The sequence below is a fragment of the Arthrobacter caoxuetaonis genome, assembly GCF_023921125.1.
GTDB classification, from domain to species: Bacteria; Actinomycetota; Actinomycetes; order Actinomycetales; family Micrococcaceae; genus Arthrobacter_B; species Arthrobacter_B caoxuetaonis.
Genome location: NZ_CP099466.1, coordinates 1,278,767 through 1,295,633 on the forward strand (window position 1 = coordinate 1,278,767; position 16,867 = coordinate 1,295,633).

The window sequence follows — 16,867 nt, forward strand, 5'->3', positions numbered from 1 at the left end:
GGCCTTCCGGGAGGGCACCTTTTGCGTGTCTGCGAACCTATTCGGCGCCGGCCGCCGGACCGCGGTCAAGCAGCGGCGCCACCCGGTAGGGGATCAGTTCACCCATGGCCAGGGTGGTGTCAGAACGTTCGACGCCGGGCACGGCAAGAATCGCCTTGTTCACCCGGAACAGGTCCTCGGCATCCAGGGCCACGATCCGCAGCAGGATGTCCGCGGCTCCGGTGAGACCATGGGCCTCCACCACTTCAGGGATGGCGGAAAGATCGGCAGTGATGTCTGACAGGCGCTGCTGCTGGACGTGCACGTGCACGAACGCCATCAGCGGATAGCCGAGGGCCACGGGGTTGATCCGCCGTTCAAAGGAGAGGAACGCACCCTTCTTTTCCATCCGCGAGAGCCTGGCCTGGACGGTGTTCCGCGAGATGCCCAGGCGCGACGCGAGCGCGACGACGGTGCGCCGCGGGTCGGTTGCCATGGCCCGCAGGACACGGAAATCGGTAAGGTCCAGAATCTGCATAGTGCGCAACGGTAGCACGGTGAAAATCCTGTTGGCAGGGCAGGATGCCCAGTTTGCTGACGTGTGGTTGTGCCACCTGTTCGGTGTGAGTAGGGTCACACCTATCCGGGCAACGGCGCCCGGGCATCAGGTTCGGACCCCGCCACCCCAGGGGCCCCAACACGGAAGGATGCGTATCAAAGTGTCCCTGCATATCCCGGTAGACCATCCCGAAAACACCGGAATGGAACCCCGCAACCCGTTCGTCCAGCTCATCCGCCCTGACGGAACGCGCGTACCGGATGAGCTCTACGACCACTGGGTCGACGACGTTGACGCCGAGGTCCTGCGCGGACTGTACCGGGACATGGTCCTGGTGCGGCGGATCGATACCGAAGCAACGTCGCTGCAGCGGCAGGGCGAACTGGGACTCTGGCCTCCGCTGCTGGGCCAGGAAGCAGCCCAGATCGGTTCCGCCCGGGCACTGCGCAGCTCGGACTTTGTCTTTAGCAGCTACCGCGAGAATGCGGTGGCCTACTGCCGCGGCGTCGGGTACGCCGATCTCATGCGTGTCTGGCGCGGCAATGCCGCCGGTGGCTGGGACCCGTATTCCGTCAATATGGCGCCCACCCAGGTGATTATCGGCGCCCAGGCCCTGCACGCCGCCGGTTACGCGATGGGCATCGCCCAGGACGGCATGGACGACGCCGCGATCAGCTACTTCGGTGACGGCGCCACGAGCCAGGGCGACGTCAACGAGGCCATGGTCTTTGCCGCCAGCTTCCAGGCCCCGGTGATCTTTTTCTGCCAGAACAACCAGTGGGCCATTTCCGAACCCGTAGGCCTGCAGGCACAGATCCCCGTCTCCAACCGGGCGCCCGGCTTTGGCATCCCGGCCATCCGGGTGGACGGCAACGACGTCCTGGCCACGCTCGCCGCAACACGGGTAGCGCTGGACCGGGCGCGCAGCGGGGGAGGGCCCACCTTCATCGAAGCCGTCACCTACCGGATGGGTCCGCACACCACCGCCGACGACCCCACGCGCTACCGGGACCAGGCCGAAGTGCTCGAATGGCAGGAGCGGGATCCGATCAGCAGGCTCTCCGCCTACCTGCAAGGACAGGGAGAGTTCGACGACGCCTTCCGCGCCTCGGTGGAACAGGACGCCGGCGCGCTCGCCGCCGAACTCCGGGCGGCCTGCCTTGGCCTGCCGGACCCGGGCCCCGACGAGGTCTTCGCCCACGTGTACGCCGAACCCAACAGCTGGCTGGACCGCCAGGAGCAGCATTACCGCCAGTACCGCTCGATGATGGAGCCTGCCGCGGAAGGCGGAACACGATGAGCAGCATGGGTTTTGGCCGCGCGATTACCGCCGGCCTGCACGACGCCATGGCCGAGGACCCCAAGGTGCTCCTGATGGGGGAAGACATCGGCAAGCTCGGCGGCGTCTTCCGCATCACCGACGGATTGCAGGCGGAGTTCGGCCCCAAACGGGTGATGGACACTCCGCTGGCCGAATCCGGGATCATGGGGACCGCCGTCGGGCTGGCGTTCAGGGGATACCGCCCCGTAGTGGAGATCCAGTTCGACGGGTTCATCTATCCGGCCTTCGACCAGATCGTTTCGCAGGTCGCAAAGATGCATTACCGCACGCGGGGCGCCGTTAAACTGCCGCTGACCATACGGGTTCCCTTCGGCGGCGGCATCGGGTCTCCGGAGCACCACTCGGAGTCCCCGGAAGCCTACTTCACCCACACCTCCGGCCTGCGGGTCATCAGCGTCTCCAATCCGCAGGACGCCTACACGATGATCCGGCAGGCCATCGCCAGCGATGATCCGGTGCTCTACTTCGAGCCCAAGCGCCGCTACCACACGAAGGGTGAGGTCAGCCGGACACTGGACGGCGCCTTGCCGATGGGCGCTGCGCGCGTGGCCGCGGCGGGAAATGATGTCACCCTGGTGGCCTACGGCCCCCTGGTGATGACGGCCCTGGACGCCGCCGTCGCGGCTTCCGACGAGGGCATCTCCGTTGAGGTGATCGATCTGCGCTCGCTCTCGCCGGTGGACTACGACGCCGTCGAAGCCTCAGTGCGGAAGACCGGCCGCCTGGTCATCACCCATGAGGCGGCCCAATCCGGCGGGCTGGGAGCAGAGATAGCCGCAAGTATTACCGAGCGCTGCTTCGACTTCCTGGAGCACGCACCCGTGCGCGTGACCGGGTTCGACATTCCTTATCCGCCGGCCCGGCTGGAGAAGCACCACCTGCCGGACCTTGACCGGATCCTGGACGGCGTGGACCGGGTCATGCGCCGCCCGAACTCGCAGGACCGCCCCCGCGCGCTGGCAGGGGTGCAGGCATGATCCGCGAATTCCGGCTTCCGGACCTCGGGGAAGGACTGACCGAATCCGAGATCCTCTCCTGGCGCGTTGCCGAAGGGCAGTCCGTCACGCTGAACCAGGTCATCGCCGAGGTGGAGACAGCGAAGGCCGTCGTCGAGCTTCCGTCGCCTTTTGAAGGCGTGGTGGCCAGGCTGCACGAATCCGTTGGGTCCGTGGTGGAGGTCGGGTCTCCGATCATCAGCTTTGACGTTGCGGATCCGGCCGGAACGTCCGTGCCGGCAGGAACAGCGCCTGTGGAGGACGCTCCGCGCCGGCAGCCCACCCTGGTGGGCTACGGCGCGGAACCGGACAAAGCGGGCCGCCCGGCGCGCCGGCCGCGGCCAGGACTGTCCGCTCAGCCGGCCCCGGCATCGCCGGTGCCCCCGGTCCCGGCCCCGGCACCGGCCCCCGTGCCCGTTGCGCCTGATGCCGTTGCGGCCGGCAACGTCGAGGTGATGCCCGACCGGCCGCGCTCCACCCCGCCGGTACGCAAGCTCGCCCGCGACTTGGGCATCGACTTGGCCGGCATCTCCGGCAGCGGACCGGAAGGACGGATCCTGCGTGCCGACGTCGAAGCGGCAATCGGCTCGAGAGATGACCCAGGCATGCAGGCCGGTGCACAGCCCGTTGTTGCGGACGCGCCGCACCTGGGCCAGGGCCGCGAGGAACGGGTGCCGATCGCAGGAATTCGGAAGCACACGGCGGCTGCCATGGTTGCCAGCGCGTTTACTGCGCCGCACGCTACCGTCTTCCTCACGGTGGACGTCACACCTTCCATGAACCTGCTGGAAAAGCTGAGGGCACGCAAGGAGTACGACGGCGTTCGGCTTACCCCGCTGGTCCTGGCTGCCAAGGCAGTCTGCCTGGCGCTCCGCCGCCACCCGGGGCTGAACGCCCGCTGGGATGAGGCTGCACGGGAGATCATCCGGTACCGGTACGTGAACCTCGGCATTGCGGCGGCCACCCCCAGGGGACTGATGGTGCCCAATATCAAGGACGCCCAGGAGCTGGGACTTCGGGAACTGGCCCTGGCCATCTCGGACCTCGCACGGACGGCACGGGAAGGACGCACCCCGCCGGCCGCGCTCTCCGGAGGAACGGTGTCCATCTCCAACGTGGGTGTCTTTGGCGTAGATGCCGGGACCCCGATCCTCAATCCCGGTGAGGCAGTGATCCTGGCCCTCGGGGCAGTGCGGAACCAGCCCTGGGAGTACGAGGGCGGGATTGCCCTCCGGCAAGTGACAACGCTGAGCCTCTCCTTCGACCACCGCCTGGTGGACGGAGCGGAAGGCGCAGCATTCCTCCGGGATATCGGGGACGTACTCGGCGAACCGGCGATGGTCCTGGCGATGGACTAAGGCCGGCCGGCCACCGGAGACGCTTAAGAGGAAAGGACCCCCTTCCACGCTGAATACCGCGTGGGAAGGGGGTCCTTCCGAACAAGTGTGTGCCTCAGTGCTGCGCCAGTTCGAGTTCCAGTTCGCGCACCACGGCGCCCCGGGCATTGGCGAAGCTCTGTGCCTCGCCGATGACCTTGAAGCCGTAGCGCTCCAGGATGCGGATGGAGCTGACGTTGTCCGCCACGGCGCGTGCGCGGATGGGACGCTCCGGGAACTCCTCCAGGAACAGCCCGACCGCCGCCGTCGTAATTCCCTGTCCCCAGCGGGAACGGTCGATCCAGTAGCTGATCTCCGGGACGTCGCCCTCGCGGTAGGCGAGGATCGAGCCCACTACCTCCCCGTCGGCAACAATGGTGCGCACGGTGATCCCGGTGTCACTGAGGATTTGCTGCCAGTGGAGGTCAAAGACACCACGGTCGGACGGATTCTTGGCGGCAAAGGCAGCCATATGGTTGGCGCCCGGGTCCAGCTGGTGGCTGAAGAACTCATCCAGGTCCGCTGGTACTACGGCACGAAGCTCAATCACGGCAGGTCTTTCTGCTCGGGGTGTTTGCTCTCCAGCCTACTAGGCATTCAGTGCTGCCCATGCCATGCGCTCCAGCAGATCACGGAGCCGAACGGTCTCGCGCGCCGTGGTTTTGCTGGTCAGCGTGTGGGAGGTGGAGTTGATCAGACCGAAGACAGCCTGCGCGCGGTGGCGCAGCAGCGGCAGTCCCGAATCCGGGTGCAGGGCGGAGATTGCATCTACCCAGACCTCCACGTATTGGCGCTGGAGGGAACGGACAGTGCGCTCATCGTCTTCGGGCAGGCTGGCCAGGTCACGGTCCTGGACGCGGATCACGTTCGACTGGCGCAGGGCGAAGTCCACCTGGAACTCAATCAGGCCGGTGAGCGCTTCCTGAGCCGTGCTGGATTCGGCGACGACGGCGATTCCGCCCTCCAGCAGGTCCTTGCTGACCCCCACCAGGAGGGCAGAGAGAACAGCAGGCTTGCCGCTGAAGTGCCGGTACACCGCCGGTCCGCTCACCCCGGCAGCGGCGCCAAGTTCCTCAATGGAAACCCCGTTGTACCCGCGTTCAGCGAACAGTGCTGCTGCGGCGTCGAGCATGGCGGCGCGGCGGGACGCCTTGGCCGCACTGCGCCCTGTGGTGGCGTGCGGTGTACTTTTCGTGACTTCCATGCCTGCCTTTCCCGGTCCTGAACGTGGGCAACGTCTTCCATTGTGGTGGACAGGTCAGTTAATAGCCACTAACCTGATTCGGGTTAGCGGACATTAACCGGCGCCGGTCTCGGCGCAGGTCCCCTTCCACCCCAATCTAAGGAAGTCGATGGAGACCCTTACCACCGGACTGGACACCGCGTCAGCGGCCTACGCCGCCAACGAGTCCGCCCAGCGGCTCCTCGCCGAAGAGCTGCACAAGCGCCTGGCCCAGGCAGCACAGGGCGGACCGGAACGCTCCCGTGAACGCCACACGGCCCGCGGCAAGCTGCTTCCGCGCGAACGGGTGGAGAAGCTTCTGGACGACGGCAGCCCCTTCCTGGAGATCGCTCCGCTCGCTGCCACCGGGATGTACGGTGACGAATGCCCTGCAGCCGGGGTGGTCGCGGGCATCGGCCTGATCCACGGGCGGCAGGTGATGGTGCTCTCCAACGATGCGACGGTCAAAGGCGGCACCTATTACCCCCTGACCGTGAAGAAGCACCTCCGGGCACAGGAGATCGCCCTGGAGAACCGGTTGCCCTGCATTTACCTGGTGGATTCCGGCGGGGCGTTCCTGCCCATGCAGGATGAGGTTTTCCCGGACCGTGAGCATTTTGGGCGGATTTTCTTCAACCAGGCGAAGATGTCAGCGGCCAAGATCCCGCAGATCGCCGCCGTCCTGGGCTCCTGTACCGCGGGCGGGGCCTACGTGCCGGCCATGAGCGATGAGACGGTGATCGTGCGCAACCAGGGCACGATCTTCCTCGGCGGGCCGCCGCTGGTGAAAGCCGCGATCGGTGAAGTGGTGACCGCCGAGGAACTGGGCGGCGGGGAACTGCACTCGCGCACCTCCGGAGTCACCGACCACCTGGCCGAGAACGACGAGCACGCACTGGAAATCGTCCGCGACATTGCCGAGACGTTTCCGGACCCGGTCCCGGCGTGGACACCCGCCCCCGCCGTCGAGCCGGCCGTCGATCCTGAGGAACTCTACGGTGCCGTTCCCACGGACCTGCAGACCCCCTACGACGTCCGCGAGATCATCGCCCGCATCACTGACGGCAGTTCCTTCCACGAGTTCAAGAAGGAGTACGGCACCACCCTGGTCACCGGATTCGCCCGCCTGCACGGGCACCGGGTCGGGATCATTGCCAACAACGGCGTGCTGTTCAGCGAATCGGCGCAGAAAGGCGCCCACTTCATCGAACTGTGCGACCAGCGCGGCATACCGCTGGTCTTCCTGCAGAACATTTCCGGCTTTATGGTCGGCCGTGACTATGAGGCCGGCGGAATCGCGAAGCACGGAGCCAAGATGGTCACCGCTGTCGCCACGGCACGGGTTCCGAAACTGACGGTGGTGGTGGGAGGCTCCTTTGGCGCCGGCAACTACTCCATGTGCGGCCGCGCCTATTCGCCGAGATTCCTCTGGATGTGGCCGGCAGCCCGGATCTCCGTGATGGGCGGGAACCAGGCGGCGTCGGTGCTGGCCACCGTCCGCCGTGACGGGCTGGCGGGCCGCGGGGAGGAATGGAGCTCCGAGGAAGAGGAAGCCTTCCGGGAACCGATCCGCCAGGACTACGAGGCACAGGGCAGCCCCTACTATTCCACCGCCCGCCTGTGGGATGACGGCATCATCGACCCCCGCGACACCCGCAGGGTCCTGGGCATGGCGCTGGACGTGTGCGCCAACGCTCCGCTGCCCGAAACCTCCTTCGGCCTTTTCCGGATGTGACGCCATGACCTTTGACACCGTATTAGTTGCCAACCGCGGCGAAATCGCCTGCCGCGTGATTCGAACACTGAAGCGCATGGGCCTTCGCACCGTCGCGGTGTACAGCGACGACGACGCCGGCGCCCGGCACGTGCGCGAAGCCCACTGCGCCATCCGGCTGGGTCCCGCGGATCCGCGGCACAGCTACCTGGACGCCGAAGCAGTGCTCGCAGCGTGCCTGGCCAGCGGGGCCGGAGCCGTCCACCCCGGCTACGGCTTCCTGAGCGAGAACGCCTCCTTCGCCCGCCTGCTGCAGGACAACGGAATCGCCTTCATCGGCCCCGGGGTCAAGGCCCTGGAGCTGATGGGGGACAAGATCCGGTCCAAGAACCATGTCTCCGGCTACGGGGTTCCGGTGATTCCGGGCATCGCGGAACCCGGGCTCAGCGACGCCGAACTGATGGCCGCCGCAGACTCCGTCGGCTATCCGCTGCTGATCAAACCCTCGGCAGGCGGCGGCGGAAAAGGCATGCAGGCCGTGGCCCAGCCCGGTGAACTGCCCGCCGCCCTTGCCTCCGCCCGGCGGGTGGCGGAGTCGGCCTTCGGGGATGACACGCTGTTCCTGGAACGGCTGATCCAGGCGCCGCGCCACATCGAGGTCCAGGTCCTGGCCGATACGCACGGGAACGTCATTCATCTGGGTGAGCGCGAGTGCTCGCTGCAGCGCCGGCACCAGAAGGTCATTGAAGAGGCGCCCTCGGTCCTGCTGGACACCGCCACCCGGGAACGGATCGGCGAAGCGGCCTGCGAAGCGGCACGGTCGGTGGACTACACCGGTGCCGGAACAGTGGAGTTCCTGGTCTCGGGCCAGGCACCGGATGAGTTCTTCTTCATGGAAATGAACACGCGGCTGCAGGTGGAGCATCCGGTCACGGAAATGGTGACCGGGATCGACCTGGTCGAATGGCAGGTGCGGATTGCCGCCGGGGAGGTCCTGGATCTCTCCCAGCAGGACGTGCAGCTGACCGGCCACGCCGTGGAAGCGCGGGTGTACGCCGAAGACCCGGCCCAAGGCTTCCTTCCCACCGCCGGAACCGTGGAGCTTTTGGCGGAAGTCCAGGGGGAGGGGATCCGCACCGATTCCGGGCTGGTGCAGGGCCAGCGTGTCTCCTCCAGCTATGACCCGATGCTGGCCAAGGTCATCGCGTGGGGGCCCGACCGGCAGAGTGCGCTGGCGCGGCTGGATGCAGCGCTCGCGGACACGGTGATCCTGGGTATCGGAACCAACATCGAATACCTCCGCCTGCTGCTCGCCGATGACGACGTGCAGGCAGGGGAACTGGACACCACGCTGATCGAGCGGCGCCTGCCCGGACTGCGGTTCCGGAGCGCGGACGACGTTGAACTCGCCGCAGCCGGGCTCCTGCGGCTGGCAGTGCTGCAGGAAAAGGGGCAGCCCTCTCCGTCGGACGGTTCGCCCTGGCACGGTTCGCCCTGGTACCGGGCCGACGGCTGGCGGCTTGGCGGGACCCGTCCGCTGAGCGTCGCCGTCACTGCCGGCGGGACCGCGCACACCGTGGAAATCACCGGTACGCCCCAGGCCGCCCGGGTACGGATCGACGGCGGGGCACCACTCACCGCGTCGCTGGAGAGTGAACCGGGCGCCGGGGCAGGACAGGCGCGGCTGGCGCTGGACGGCGTCGTGCATTCCCTGCGCTTTGTCCACACGCCGGGAAGCCCGGAAACCGGTGCCGAGCTGTGGACCTCCCGCGGGGGATACACCGCAGTCCTGGGCCTGCCTGACCGGAAACAGCGCCTGCGCGCCCGGCTGGCTGCTTCCGGACGGGTCGAGGGTGCCGCGGATCCGGTCCTCCGCTCGCCGATGCCGGGAACCGTCGTCACCGTTGCGGTCCAGGACGGAGATGCCGTAGACGCCGGACAGGTGCTGCTCAGCGTCGAAGCCATGAAAATGGAACACCAGCTCACCGCACCCCTCGCGGGAAGAGTGTCAATCTCGCTGCGCACCGGAGACCTCGTGAAGGCCGGCCAGGTCCTGGCGTCCGTCACGCCGGCTGAGGCAGCCCAAGACGGCAGCGATCCAGCCACCCCCGCACCGCCAACCGAAGGAGCAGGCCATGCCCGGATTTGAACTGAGTGAAGAGCACCAGGTGCTCTCCGATACCGTGCGCGAGTTCGCCGACGAAGTCGTCGCCCCCGTCTCTGCCCGGCACGACGAGGAGCACAGCTTCCCGTACAAGGTCGTCGCGCAGATGGGCGAGATAGGCCTCTTTGGGCTGCCGTTCCCGGAGGAATACGGCGGCATGGGCGGCGATTACTTCGCCCTGGCGCTGGCCCTGGAGCAGCTGGCCCGCGTGGACCAGTCCGTGGCCATCACCCTGGAGGCCGGCGTCTCGCTGGGAGCAATGCCGATTTACCGTTTCGGCACCGAGGAGCAGAAGCAGCGGTGGCTGCCGGCCCTGGCCGAGGGCTCCGCGCTCGCAGGTTTTGGGCTGACCGAACGAGAGGCGGGATCGGACGCCGGAGGCACCAGGACCACGGCGCAGCTCGACGGCGGGGAGTGGGTCATCAACGGCAGCAAGGAGTTCATCACCAACTCCGGCACCGACATTACCTCCCTGGTCACCGTCACAGCCGTCACCGGTATCTCGGAGAACCCCGACGGCTCGGTGCGAAAGCACATCTCCACCATCATGGTTCCTTCCGGCACCCCCGGGTTCACCGTAGAAAAGGCCTACAACAAGGTGGGCTGGAACGCCTCCGACACCCATCCGCTGACCCTGGACAACGTCCGGGTGCCCCAGGAGAACCTGCTGGGCTCCGAAGGCCGGGGTTTCGCCAACTTCCTGCAAATTCTGGACGAGGGGCGGATCGCGATCGCTGCCCTGGCTACCGGCGCGGCACAGGGCTGCGTGGACGAGGCGCTGCGCTACGCCTCCGAGCGGCAGGCGTTCGGCACCAGCATTGGCAGCAACCAGTCGATTGCCTTCAAGATCGCCCGCATGCAGACCCGGGCGCACACCGCCCGGCTGGCCTATTACGACGCCGCAGCGCGGATGCTCGCGGGCAAGCCGTTCAAGACCCAGGCCGCCATGGCCAAACTCGTGGCCGGGGAAGCAGCCATGGACAACGCCAGGGATGCGACCCAGGTCTTTGGCGGCTACGGTTTCATCAACGAGTTCCCGGTGGCACGGCACTACCGTGACTCGAAGATCCTCGAGATCGGTGAAGGTACCTCCGAGGTTCAGCTCATGCTTATTGCCCGCGAACTGGGGCTTTGAGCGCGTAACCGGTTGGTCAACGGCGATTAACGAACGGACGGCTCCATGATTGACAAGACAGTAGCCACGGCGGCGGAAGCCGTGGCAGACATCCCCAGCGGTGCTTCCCTGGCCGTGGGCGGGTTCGGTCTCTGCGGCATTCCCGCAGCCCTGATCGCCGCGCTGCATGCCCAGGGCGCTGAAGACCTGGAAACAGTCTCCAACAACTGCGGCGTGGACGATTGGGGGCTGGGACTGCTCCTTGCCGACCACCGGATCCGCCGCACGGTGAGTTCCTATGTGGGGGAGAACAAGGAGTTCGCCCGTCAGTTCCTCGCCGGTGAACTCGAGGTGGTCCTCACCCCGCAGGGCACCCTGGCCGAGAAGCTGCGCGCCGGAGGCGCCGGCATTCCCGCCTTCTACACCTCCGCCGGCGTCGGAACCCAGGTCAGCGACGGCGGCCTGCCGCAGAAGTACGACGCCGAGGGCGGCGTGGCGCAGGCATCGGAGGCGAAGGAAGTCCGCAGCTTCGGCGGCCGGGACTACGTCCTGGAAGAATCCCTGACCCCCGACTTTGCGCTCGTGCACGCCTGGAAGGGCGACCGGCACGGCAACCTGGTCTTCCACGCCTCCGCCATGAACTTTAACCCGCTCTGCGCGATGGCCGGAAAGATCACCATCGCCGAAGTGGAGGAACTGGTGGAACCCGGGCAGATCGACCCTGCCGAGGTCCACGTGCCGGGCATCTTCGTCCAGCGCGTCGTGCTGGCCGGTCCGGGCGAAAAACGAATCGAGAAGCGCACGGTGGCCGCAGCGAAAGCACCGGGAACCGCAGCGGCAGGGGAGGAGAAGTACGGCAGGGGAGGAGAAGTAATGGCTCTGACACGCAGTGAACTCGCGGCCCGGGTGGCGCAGGAGCTCGAAAACGGGCAGTACGTGAACCTGGGCATCGGAATGCCCACCCTGATTCCCAACTTCATCCCCGACGGAGTGGAAGTGGTGCTGCACTCTGAAAATGGAATTCTCGGCGTGGGGCCCTATCCCGAAGAAGACGCACTGGATCCGGACCTGATCAACGCCGGCAAGGAAACCGTGACGGTAAACCGCGGGGCGGCCTACTTCGACTCGGCGGCTTCATTCGGCATGATCCGCGGCGGGCACGTGGACGTTGCCGTGCTTGGAGCAATGGAAGTTGCCGCCAACGGTGACCTGGCGAACTGGATGATTCCCGGCAAGATGGTCAAAGGCATGGGCGGCGCCATGGACCTGGTCTTCGGCGCCAAGCGGGTGATCGTCATGATGGAGCACGTGGACCGCAACGGTGCCCCCAAGATCGTCCAGGAGTGCTCCCTGCCGCTCACCGGCCGGGGCTGCGTGAACCTGATTGTCACCGACCTGGCCGTGATCGAAGTGGGCCAGGAGTCCCTGGTGCTGCGTGAGACCGCCCCGGGAGTCAGCGTGGACGAGGTTGTCGCCGCCACCGGCGCCCCGCTGGAGGTGGCCCTTGGTGTCTGATGCCGGCAGCCCGGGCGGAACAGACGCCGGGACTGCCCGCGTCGTCGTTCAGCGCGGTCTCTTTTTCGAGGAGCTGGAACCCGGGACGGTCTACGACCACCGGCCGGGGCGGACCCTGACGGAGGCGGACAACGTGCTGTTCAGCACCTTGACCATGAACCCGCAGGCGCTCCATCTGGACGCCGCCTTCAGCGCGGAACAGCCATTCGGCCAGCGGCTCGTGAATTCAATGCTGACGCTGGCCGTGATGGTCGGACAATCCGTTGGCCAGGTCACGCAGGGAACCCTCGTTGCCCAGCTGGGCCTGACCGACGTCGCCTTTCCCCATCCGCTCTTCCACGGCGACACCCTGTACTCGCAGACCCGGGTAGCGGACAAGCGCCTCTCCGGGTCCCGGCCCGGGCAGGGAATCGTCACGCTGGAACACACCGGCCGCAATCAGGACGGCACCGTGGTGGCCACCTTCACCCGGACCGCGCTGATGTGGACCGGGGACGGATACGCGGCTGACCGGGCCAAGGGTGCGGCTCCCCGCTGACCGGCAGCCTCCGGCACGGTAGGTTGGTAAAGCCGCTGGACACCACGTAAGGAGCACCCCGACATGACCGCCTTCCCCATGGGCCCTGCCCTGTTGTTCTGCCCGGCGGACCGCGCAGACCGTTTCGCCAAAGCAGCCGAACGTGCCGATGCCGTGATCCTGGACCTGGAGGACGCAGTAGCGTTCGAGGACAAGGAGCAGGCCCGGAAAAACCTGGCTGCATCCGCGCTGGACCCGGAGCGGACCATCGTGCGCGTAAACCCTGTAGGAAGCCCGTCCTTCCGGGCCGACCTCGAAGCGCTCGCCGTCACAGGCTACCGCTACGTCATGGCGGCCAAGGCCGAGGACCCCAAGGCCATTGCGCATTCCCTGCGCAAATTCCAGGTCGTAGCCCTGCTGGAGACAGCCCTGGGAGTCGTCCGGGCTCCGGAGATCGCCCAGGCCGAAAACGTGGCGGCGCTGATGTGGGGAGCCGAGGACCTGCTGGCGTCCCTCGGCGGCGAATCCAGCCGCAGGGCCGACGGCAGTTACCGCAGCGTCGCTGTCGCCGCGCGATCCGCCGTCCTGCTGGCCGCCGGAGCCTTCGGCAAAGGTGCGATCGATTCGATCTACGGGAACATTGCGGATACCGCTGGACTGGAAGAGGAAGCGCGCGACGGCGCCGCGTCCGGGTTCGCTGCCAAGGCCTGCATCCATCCGGGGCAGGTGGGGTCCGTGCGCGCCGCGTACGCCCCCTCCGAAGCGGAAAAGGACTATGCCAGGGAAGTGCTGGCCGCAGCCAAGGGCCAGGGCGGCGTCTTCAGTTTCCGCGGCGAGATGATTGACGGACCGCTGCTGCGCCAGGCAGAACAGACCCTGCGCCGGGCCGGCATCCTGGCCTGATCCCCGGTACCGCAGCAGGTTCCCGGAAAGCTGGAAGAACTTTCGCCGAACCGGGGAAATCTGTGCGGCGCCCGCCGATACTGGGGTTATGCGCATAGTCATAGCTGGAGCCCACGGGCAGATTGCACGCGAAACCGGCCGCCTCCTGGGGGCCGCCGGCAACGACGTAGCGGGCCTGATCCGTGATCCTGACCAGTCGGGGGACCTGGAACGCGATCTCGTGGCGCCCGTCGTCCTGGACTTGGAAAACAGCACCTTGGAAGACCTGACCCAGGTCTTGAGCGGAGCCGACGTTGCAGTCTTCGCCGCCGGAGCCGGCCCGGGCAGCAGCATTGAACGCAAGGACGCGGTGGACCGTGCCGGGGCCGTCCTCCTGGCCGAAGCCGCCGAGCAGGCCGGAGTGCAGCGCCTGATCCAGATTTCCTCAGCCGGAACGGAGACCGTCCGGGACGGGCGCCCGGAAGGGACGTCCGATGCCATGTATGCCTATCTCACAGCGAAACTCGCGGCGGAAGAGGACCTGCGGTCACGGGAAAGCCTGGACTGGACGATCGTGAAGCCCGGGACATTGACCAACGGGGATCCGGTGGGGCTGGTGGAGCTGGGCCGGGATGTCGCCCCGAACACGATTCCGCGCCAGGACGTCGCCGCGGTGCTGGCTGAACTCGTCACCAGCGGCCGCGGCGGCGGGCAGGTCCTGGGCCTGGTCACCGGGACGGAGACGATTCCGGAGGCCGTTGCGGCGCTCCCTGTTGCTTTGTAGGCCGTGTGCGGCGTGCAGGGCGGGCCGGGTACGGGATACTGGGAACCATGCAGCTACCTGATGCCTCCGTGCCCCTGACCGCCGAGCATGCGCCGCGCCGGGTAATTCTCCTGGGCTCCACCGGTTCCATCGGAACGCAGGCAATCGACGTGGCGAACGCCGCGCCGGAACGCTTCGAGATCGTGGCCCTCGCCGCAGGCGGCAGCAACCTGGACCTGCTGGCCGAACAGGCGGTCCAGACGCGGGCTGCTGCCGTGGGCTGCGCCGCCGTGGACCTGCGGACCCTGGAAACAGCCATAGCGCGGGCGTGCGGGGCTGCGTCCGTCACCGGTTACGAGCCGGAGCTTTTTGTCGGTTCCAGTGCCGCGACGGCCATCGCCGCCTGGCCGGAAGCCGACGTCGTCCTGAACGGCATGACCGGCTCGATCGGCCTTGAACCAACCCTTGCCGCGCTGGCAGCAGGGCACCTGCTGGCGCTGGCGAACAAGGAATCCCTGATCGTCGGGGGAGCACTGGTGAAGCAGGCCGCACGGCCCGGGCAGCTGGTGCCGGTGGATTCGGAGCACTCGGCCCTGGCCCAGGCGCTGAGGTCCGGCACCCCCGACGAAGTCGACCGGCTGGTCGTCACCGCGTCGGGCGGGCCCTTCCGCGGGCGGAAGCGCGCGGAGCTTGCGGACGTGACACCGGAGCAGGCGCTGGCCCACCCGACGTGGAAGATGGGCCGGATGGTGACTACCAATTCCGCCACCATGGTGAACAAGGCCCTGGAAGTCATCGAAGCCCACCTGCTCTTCGATGTGCCGCTGGAACGGATCGACGTCGTCGTGCATCCGCAGTCGATCGTCCACTCCATGGTCCAGTTCATTGACGGCTCCACGATCGCCCAGGCATCCCCGCCTGACATGCGCCTGCCGATTGCCCTGGGCATGGGCTGGCCGCACCGCGTCCGCGGAGCCGCAGCGCCGTGTGACTGGAGCCGTGCGGCGCAGTGGACATTTGAACCGCTGGATGAGGAAGCCTTTCCTGCCGTACGGCTGGCCAAGGAAGCAGCGGCCTCCGGAGGGACCGGAATGGCCGTCTACAACGCTGCCAATGAGGAAGCCGTGGATGCCTTCCACGACGGTCTCATCGGATTCCCAGACATTGTTGATACGATCGCCGCCGTGCTGGCAGAGCACACGGAGACCGGGATACTCACGCTGGAGTCCGTGCTGGCAGCAGAACAATGGGCCCGCTCCGCTGCCCGTGCCCGCTGCGGCCGGCCAGCGTAGTCCGCCCTGATCCAAAGGAAGTCCGTTGAGCGTTTTACTCTTTGTCCTGGGCGTGCTGTTCGTGGCCGTCGGCATCGCCGTGTCGATTGCGCTGCACGAGGTAGGGCACCTGGTTCCGGCCAAGGCCTTCAAGGTCCGCGTCACGCAGTACATGATCGGTTTCGGCCCCACGGTGTTCTCCCGCAAGCGGGGTGAAACGGAATACGGCTTCAAGGCACTCCCGCTGGGCGGCTATGTCTCCATGGTCGGCATGTTCCCGCCGAACAAGGAAACGGCCGACGGCGATGTCCGCCGCTCCAGCACCGGCATGTTCCAGCAGCTCGCCGTGGATGCCCGGCAGGCGGAAACCGACCGCCTGGAACCCGGGGACGAGAACCGGGTGTTCTACAAACTGCCCGTCTGGAAGCGGATCATCATCATGCTCGGCGGGCCGTTTATGAACCTGCTCATCGGCGTCGTACTTTTTGCCGTGCTGCTCATGGGCTTCGGCACCTCGCAAAGCACCACCACGCTGGCATCGGTCAGTGAATGCGTGGTGACCGGCAGCCAGGCAGCCGCGGGGCAGTCAGAGTGCACCGACACCGACCCGGCCGCTCCGGCGCACGAAGCCGGGCTGCTCCCCGGGGACACCATTACCGCTTTTGACGGCAAGCCAGTTGCCAGCTGGGCCGAACTCTCCGAACTGATCCGTGAGGCTGCGGGCCGCAGCGTCACTGTCACCTACGAGCGGGACGGAGTGCAGGCGGAGGCCGGCATCACGCCCCTGCTGACCGAACGTCCCGTCACGGAGGAAGACGGCACGCCCGTGCTGGACGACGGCGGCAATCCGGTCACGCAGGAGGTCGGCTTCATAGGCGTCGGATCCCAGACGGCCCTGGTCCGTCAGCCGGCCACCGAGGTGCTGCCCATGGTGGGGGAGAACCTGCAGAGCATTGCCGGCGTTGTCATCAATCTTCCACAGCGGCTTGCCGATGTAGCCCAAGCTGCTTTCTCCACGGAGGAACGCGATCCCAACGGACCCATGAGCGTTGTGGGCGTCGGCCGGATCGCCGGAGAGATTTCCTCCATGGAGGAAGCACCCGTGCAGAACCGTGTGGCCACACTGATCGGACTGGTGGGCAGCGTGAACCTGGCGCTGTTCGTGTTCAACCTGATTCCGCTGCTGCCGCTGGACGGCGGGCACGTTGCCGGGGCGCTCTGGGAGTCGCTGCGGCGCGGTTTCGCCAAACTCTTCAAGCGTCCCGATCCGGGGCCGTTCGACATGGCCAAGCTGCTCCCGGTGACCTACGCGGTGGCGGTGCTGCTCATGGGGATGGGTGCCCTGCTCATTTACGCTGACATCGTGAAGCCGGTTAGTCTCTTCTAGCTCGGGGTTTCAAGTTAAATTGAAACGTATTTCGATTGCAATATGACTTGCAAACGAATATGGTTTC

Annotated in this window: 15 protein-coding genes and 1 pseudogene; 13 read left to right on the plus strand and 3 right to left on the minus strand. The window is 66.8% G+C overall.

From position 1 onward, the window contains the following. Positions 1–37: 37 nt before the first annotated feature. Positions 38–517: an Lrp/AsnC family transcriptional regulator gene (locus NF551_RS05760; RefSeq protein ID WP_227894846.1), complete on the minus strand. Its 480-nt coding sequence runs from the start codon at positions 515–517 to the stop codon at positions 38–40. A 169-nt stretch (positions 518–686) separates the two neighbouring features. On the opposite strand from NF551_RS05760, the gene pdhA reads away from it, so the two are divergent. Genes pdhA through NF551_RS05775 form a run of 3 tightly spaced genes read left to right on the plus strand, consistent with a single transcriptional unit; the run spans position 687 to position 4,233 of the window. Next, positions 687–1,838 (plus strand): pyruvate dehydrogenase (acetyl-transferring) E1 component subunit alpha, encoded by a 1,152-nt coding sequence (pdhA, locus tag NF551_RS05765; protein ID WP_423721369.1) that lies wholly within the window; start codon positions 687–689, stop codon positions 1,836–1,838. Further along, positions 1,835–2,857, plus strand: a complete 1,023-nt coding sequence (locus NF551_RS05770; RefSeq protein WP_227894845.1) for an alpha-ketoacid dehydrogenase subunit beta — start codon at positions 1,835–1,837, stop codon at positions 2,855–2,857. Before pdhA ends, NF551_RS05770 begins: the two co-directional genes overlap by 4 nt. Continuing rightward, a complete protein-coding gene (locus NF551_RS05775) occupies positions 2,854–4,233 on the plus strand; it encodes a dihydrolipoamide acetyltransferase family protein (protein ID WP_227894844.1) in 1,380 nt (459 codons plus the stop codon). Before NF551_RS05770 ends, NF551_RS05775 begins: the two co-directional genes overlap by 4 nt. Before the next feature lie 94 nt (positions 4,234–4,327). On the opposite strand, the gene NF551_RS05780 is transcribed toward NF551_RS05775, so the two are convergent. Together NF551_RS05780 and NF551_RS05785 are read right to left on the minus strand one after the other, a co-directional pair. Continuing rightward, on the minus strand, positions 4,328–4,801 hold the full coding sequence (locus tag NF551_RS05780) for a GNAT family N-acetyltransferase (protein WP_227894843.1): 474 nt from the start codon (positions 4,799–4,801) through the stop codon (positions 4,328–4,330). Between the two features lie 39 nt (positions 4,802–4,840). Further along, positions 4,841–5,455 carry a TetR/AcrR family transcriptional regulator gene (locus NF551_RS05785; RefSeq protein WP_227894842.1) on the minus strand — a complete coding sequence of 205 codons (615 nt, stop codon included), beginning with the start codon at positions 5,453–5,455 and terminating at the stop codon, positions 4,841–4,843. A gap of 148 nt (positions 5,456–5,603) precedes the next feature. On the opposite strand from NF551_RS05785, the gene NF551_RS05790 reads away from it, so the two are divergent. The 10 genes and pseudogenes from NF551_RS05790 (at position 5,604) to NF551_RS05835 (ending at position 16,800) form a co-directional block, all read left to right on the plus strand. Next, on the plus strand, positions 5,604–7,208 hold the full coding sequence (locus NF551_RS05790; RefSeq protein WP_227894841.1) for a carboxyl transferase domain-containing protein: 1,605 nt from the start codon (positions 5,604–5,606) through the stop codon (positions 7,206–7,208). Positions 7,209–7,212: 4 nt separating this feature from the next. Further along, positions 7,213–9,336 (plus strand): acetyl/propionyl/methylcrotonyl-CoA carboxylase subunit alpha, encoded by a 2,124-nt coding sequence (locus NF551_RS05795; RefSeq protein WP_227894840.1) that lies wholly within the window; start codon positions 7,213–7,215, stop codon positions 9,334–9,336. Beyond that, positions 9,323–10,486, plus strand: coding sequence for an acyl-CoA dehydrogenase family protein (locus NF551_RS05800; protein ID WP_227894839.1), 1,164 nt, complete (start codon positions 9,323–9,325; stop codon positions 10,484–10,486). The genes NF551_RS05795 and NF551_RS05800 overlap by 14 nt, the downstream gene beginning before the upstream one ends. Positions 10,487–10,531: 45 nt before the next feature. Continuing rightward, positions 10,532–11,299: pseudogene (locus NF551_RS05805) on the plus strand (CoA transferase subunit A); the annotation flags it as partial. Between the two features lie 39 nt (positions 11,300–11,338). Further along, positions 11,339–11,980 (plus strand): CoA transferase subunit B, encoded by a 642-nt coding sequence (locus tag NF551_RS05810; protein WP_227895324.1) that lies wholly within the window; start codon positions 11,339–11,341, stop codon positions 11,978–11,980. Further along, positions 11,973–12,518, plus strand: a complete 546-nt coding sequence (locus NF551_RS05815) for a MaoC family dehydratase (RefSeq protein WP_227894838.1) — start codon at positions 11,973–11,975, stop codon at positions 12,516–12,518. Before NF551_RS05810 ends, NF551_RS05815 begins: the two co-directional genes overlap by 8 nt. A 63-nt stretch (positions 12,519–12,581) precedes the next feature. Continuing rightward, positions 12,582–13,400 carry an HpcH/HpaI aldolase/citrate lyase family protein gene (locus NF551_RS05820; RefSeq protein WP_227894837.1) on the plus strand — a complete coding sequence of 273 codons (819 nt, stop codon included), beginning with the start codon at positions 12,582–12,584 and terminating at the stop codon, positions 13,398–13,400. Positions 13,401–13,488: 88 nt separating this feature from the next. Next, the gene (locus tag NF551_RS05825; protein ID WP_227894836.1) at positions 13,489–14,163 is read left to right on the plus strand and encodes an SDR family oxidoreductase; all 675 of its coding nucleotides are present in this window, start codon (positions 13,489–13,491) and stop codon (positions 14,161–14,163) included. A gap of 47 nt (positions 14,164–14,210) precedes the next feature. Continuing rightward, a complete protein-coding gene (gene dxr, locus NF551_RS05830; protein ID WP_227894835.1) occupies positions 14,211–15,434 on the plus strand; it encodes a 1-deoxy-D-xylulose-5-phosphate reductoisomerase in 1,224 nt (407 codons plus the stop codon). Positions 15,435–15,459: 25 nt separating this feature from the next. Then, a complete protein-coding gene (locus tag NF551_RS05835; protein WP_227894834.1) occupies positions 15,460–16,800 on the plus strand; it encodes a M50 family metallopeptidase in 1,341 nt (446 codons plus the stop codon). Positions 16,801–16,867: the final 67 nt, after the last annotated feature.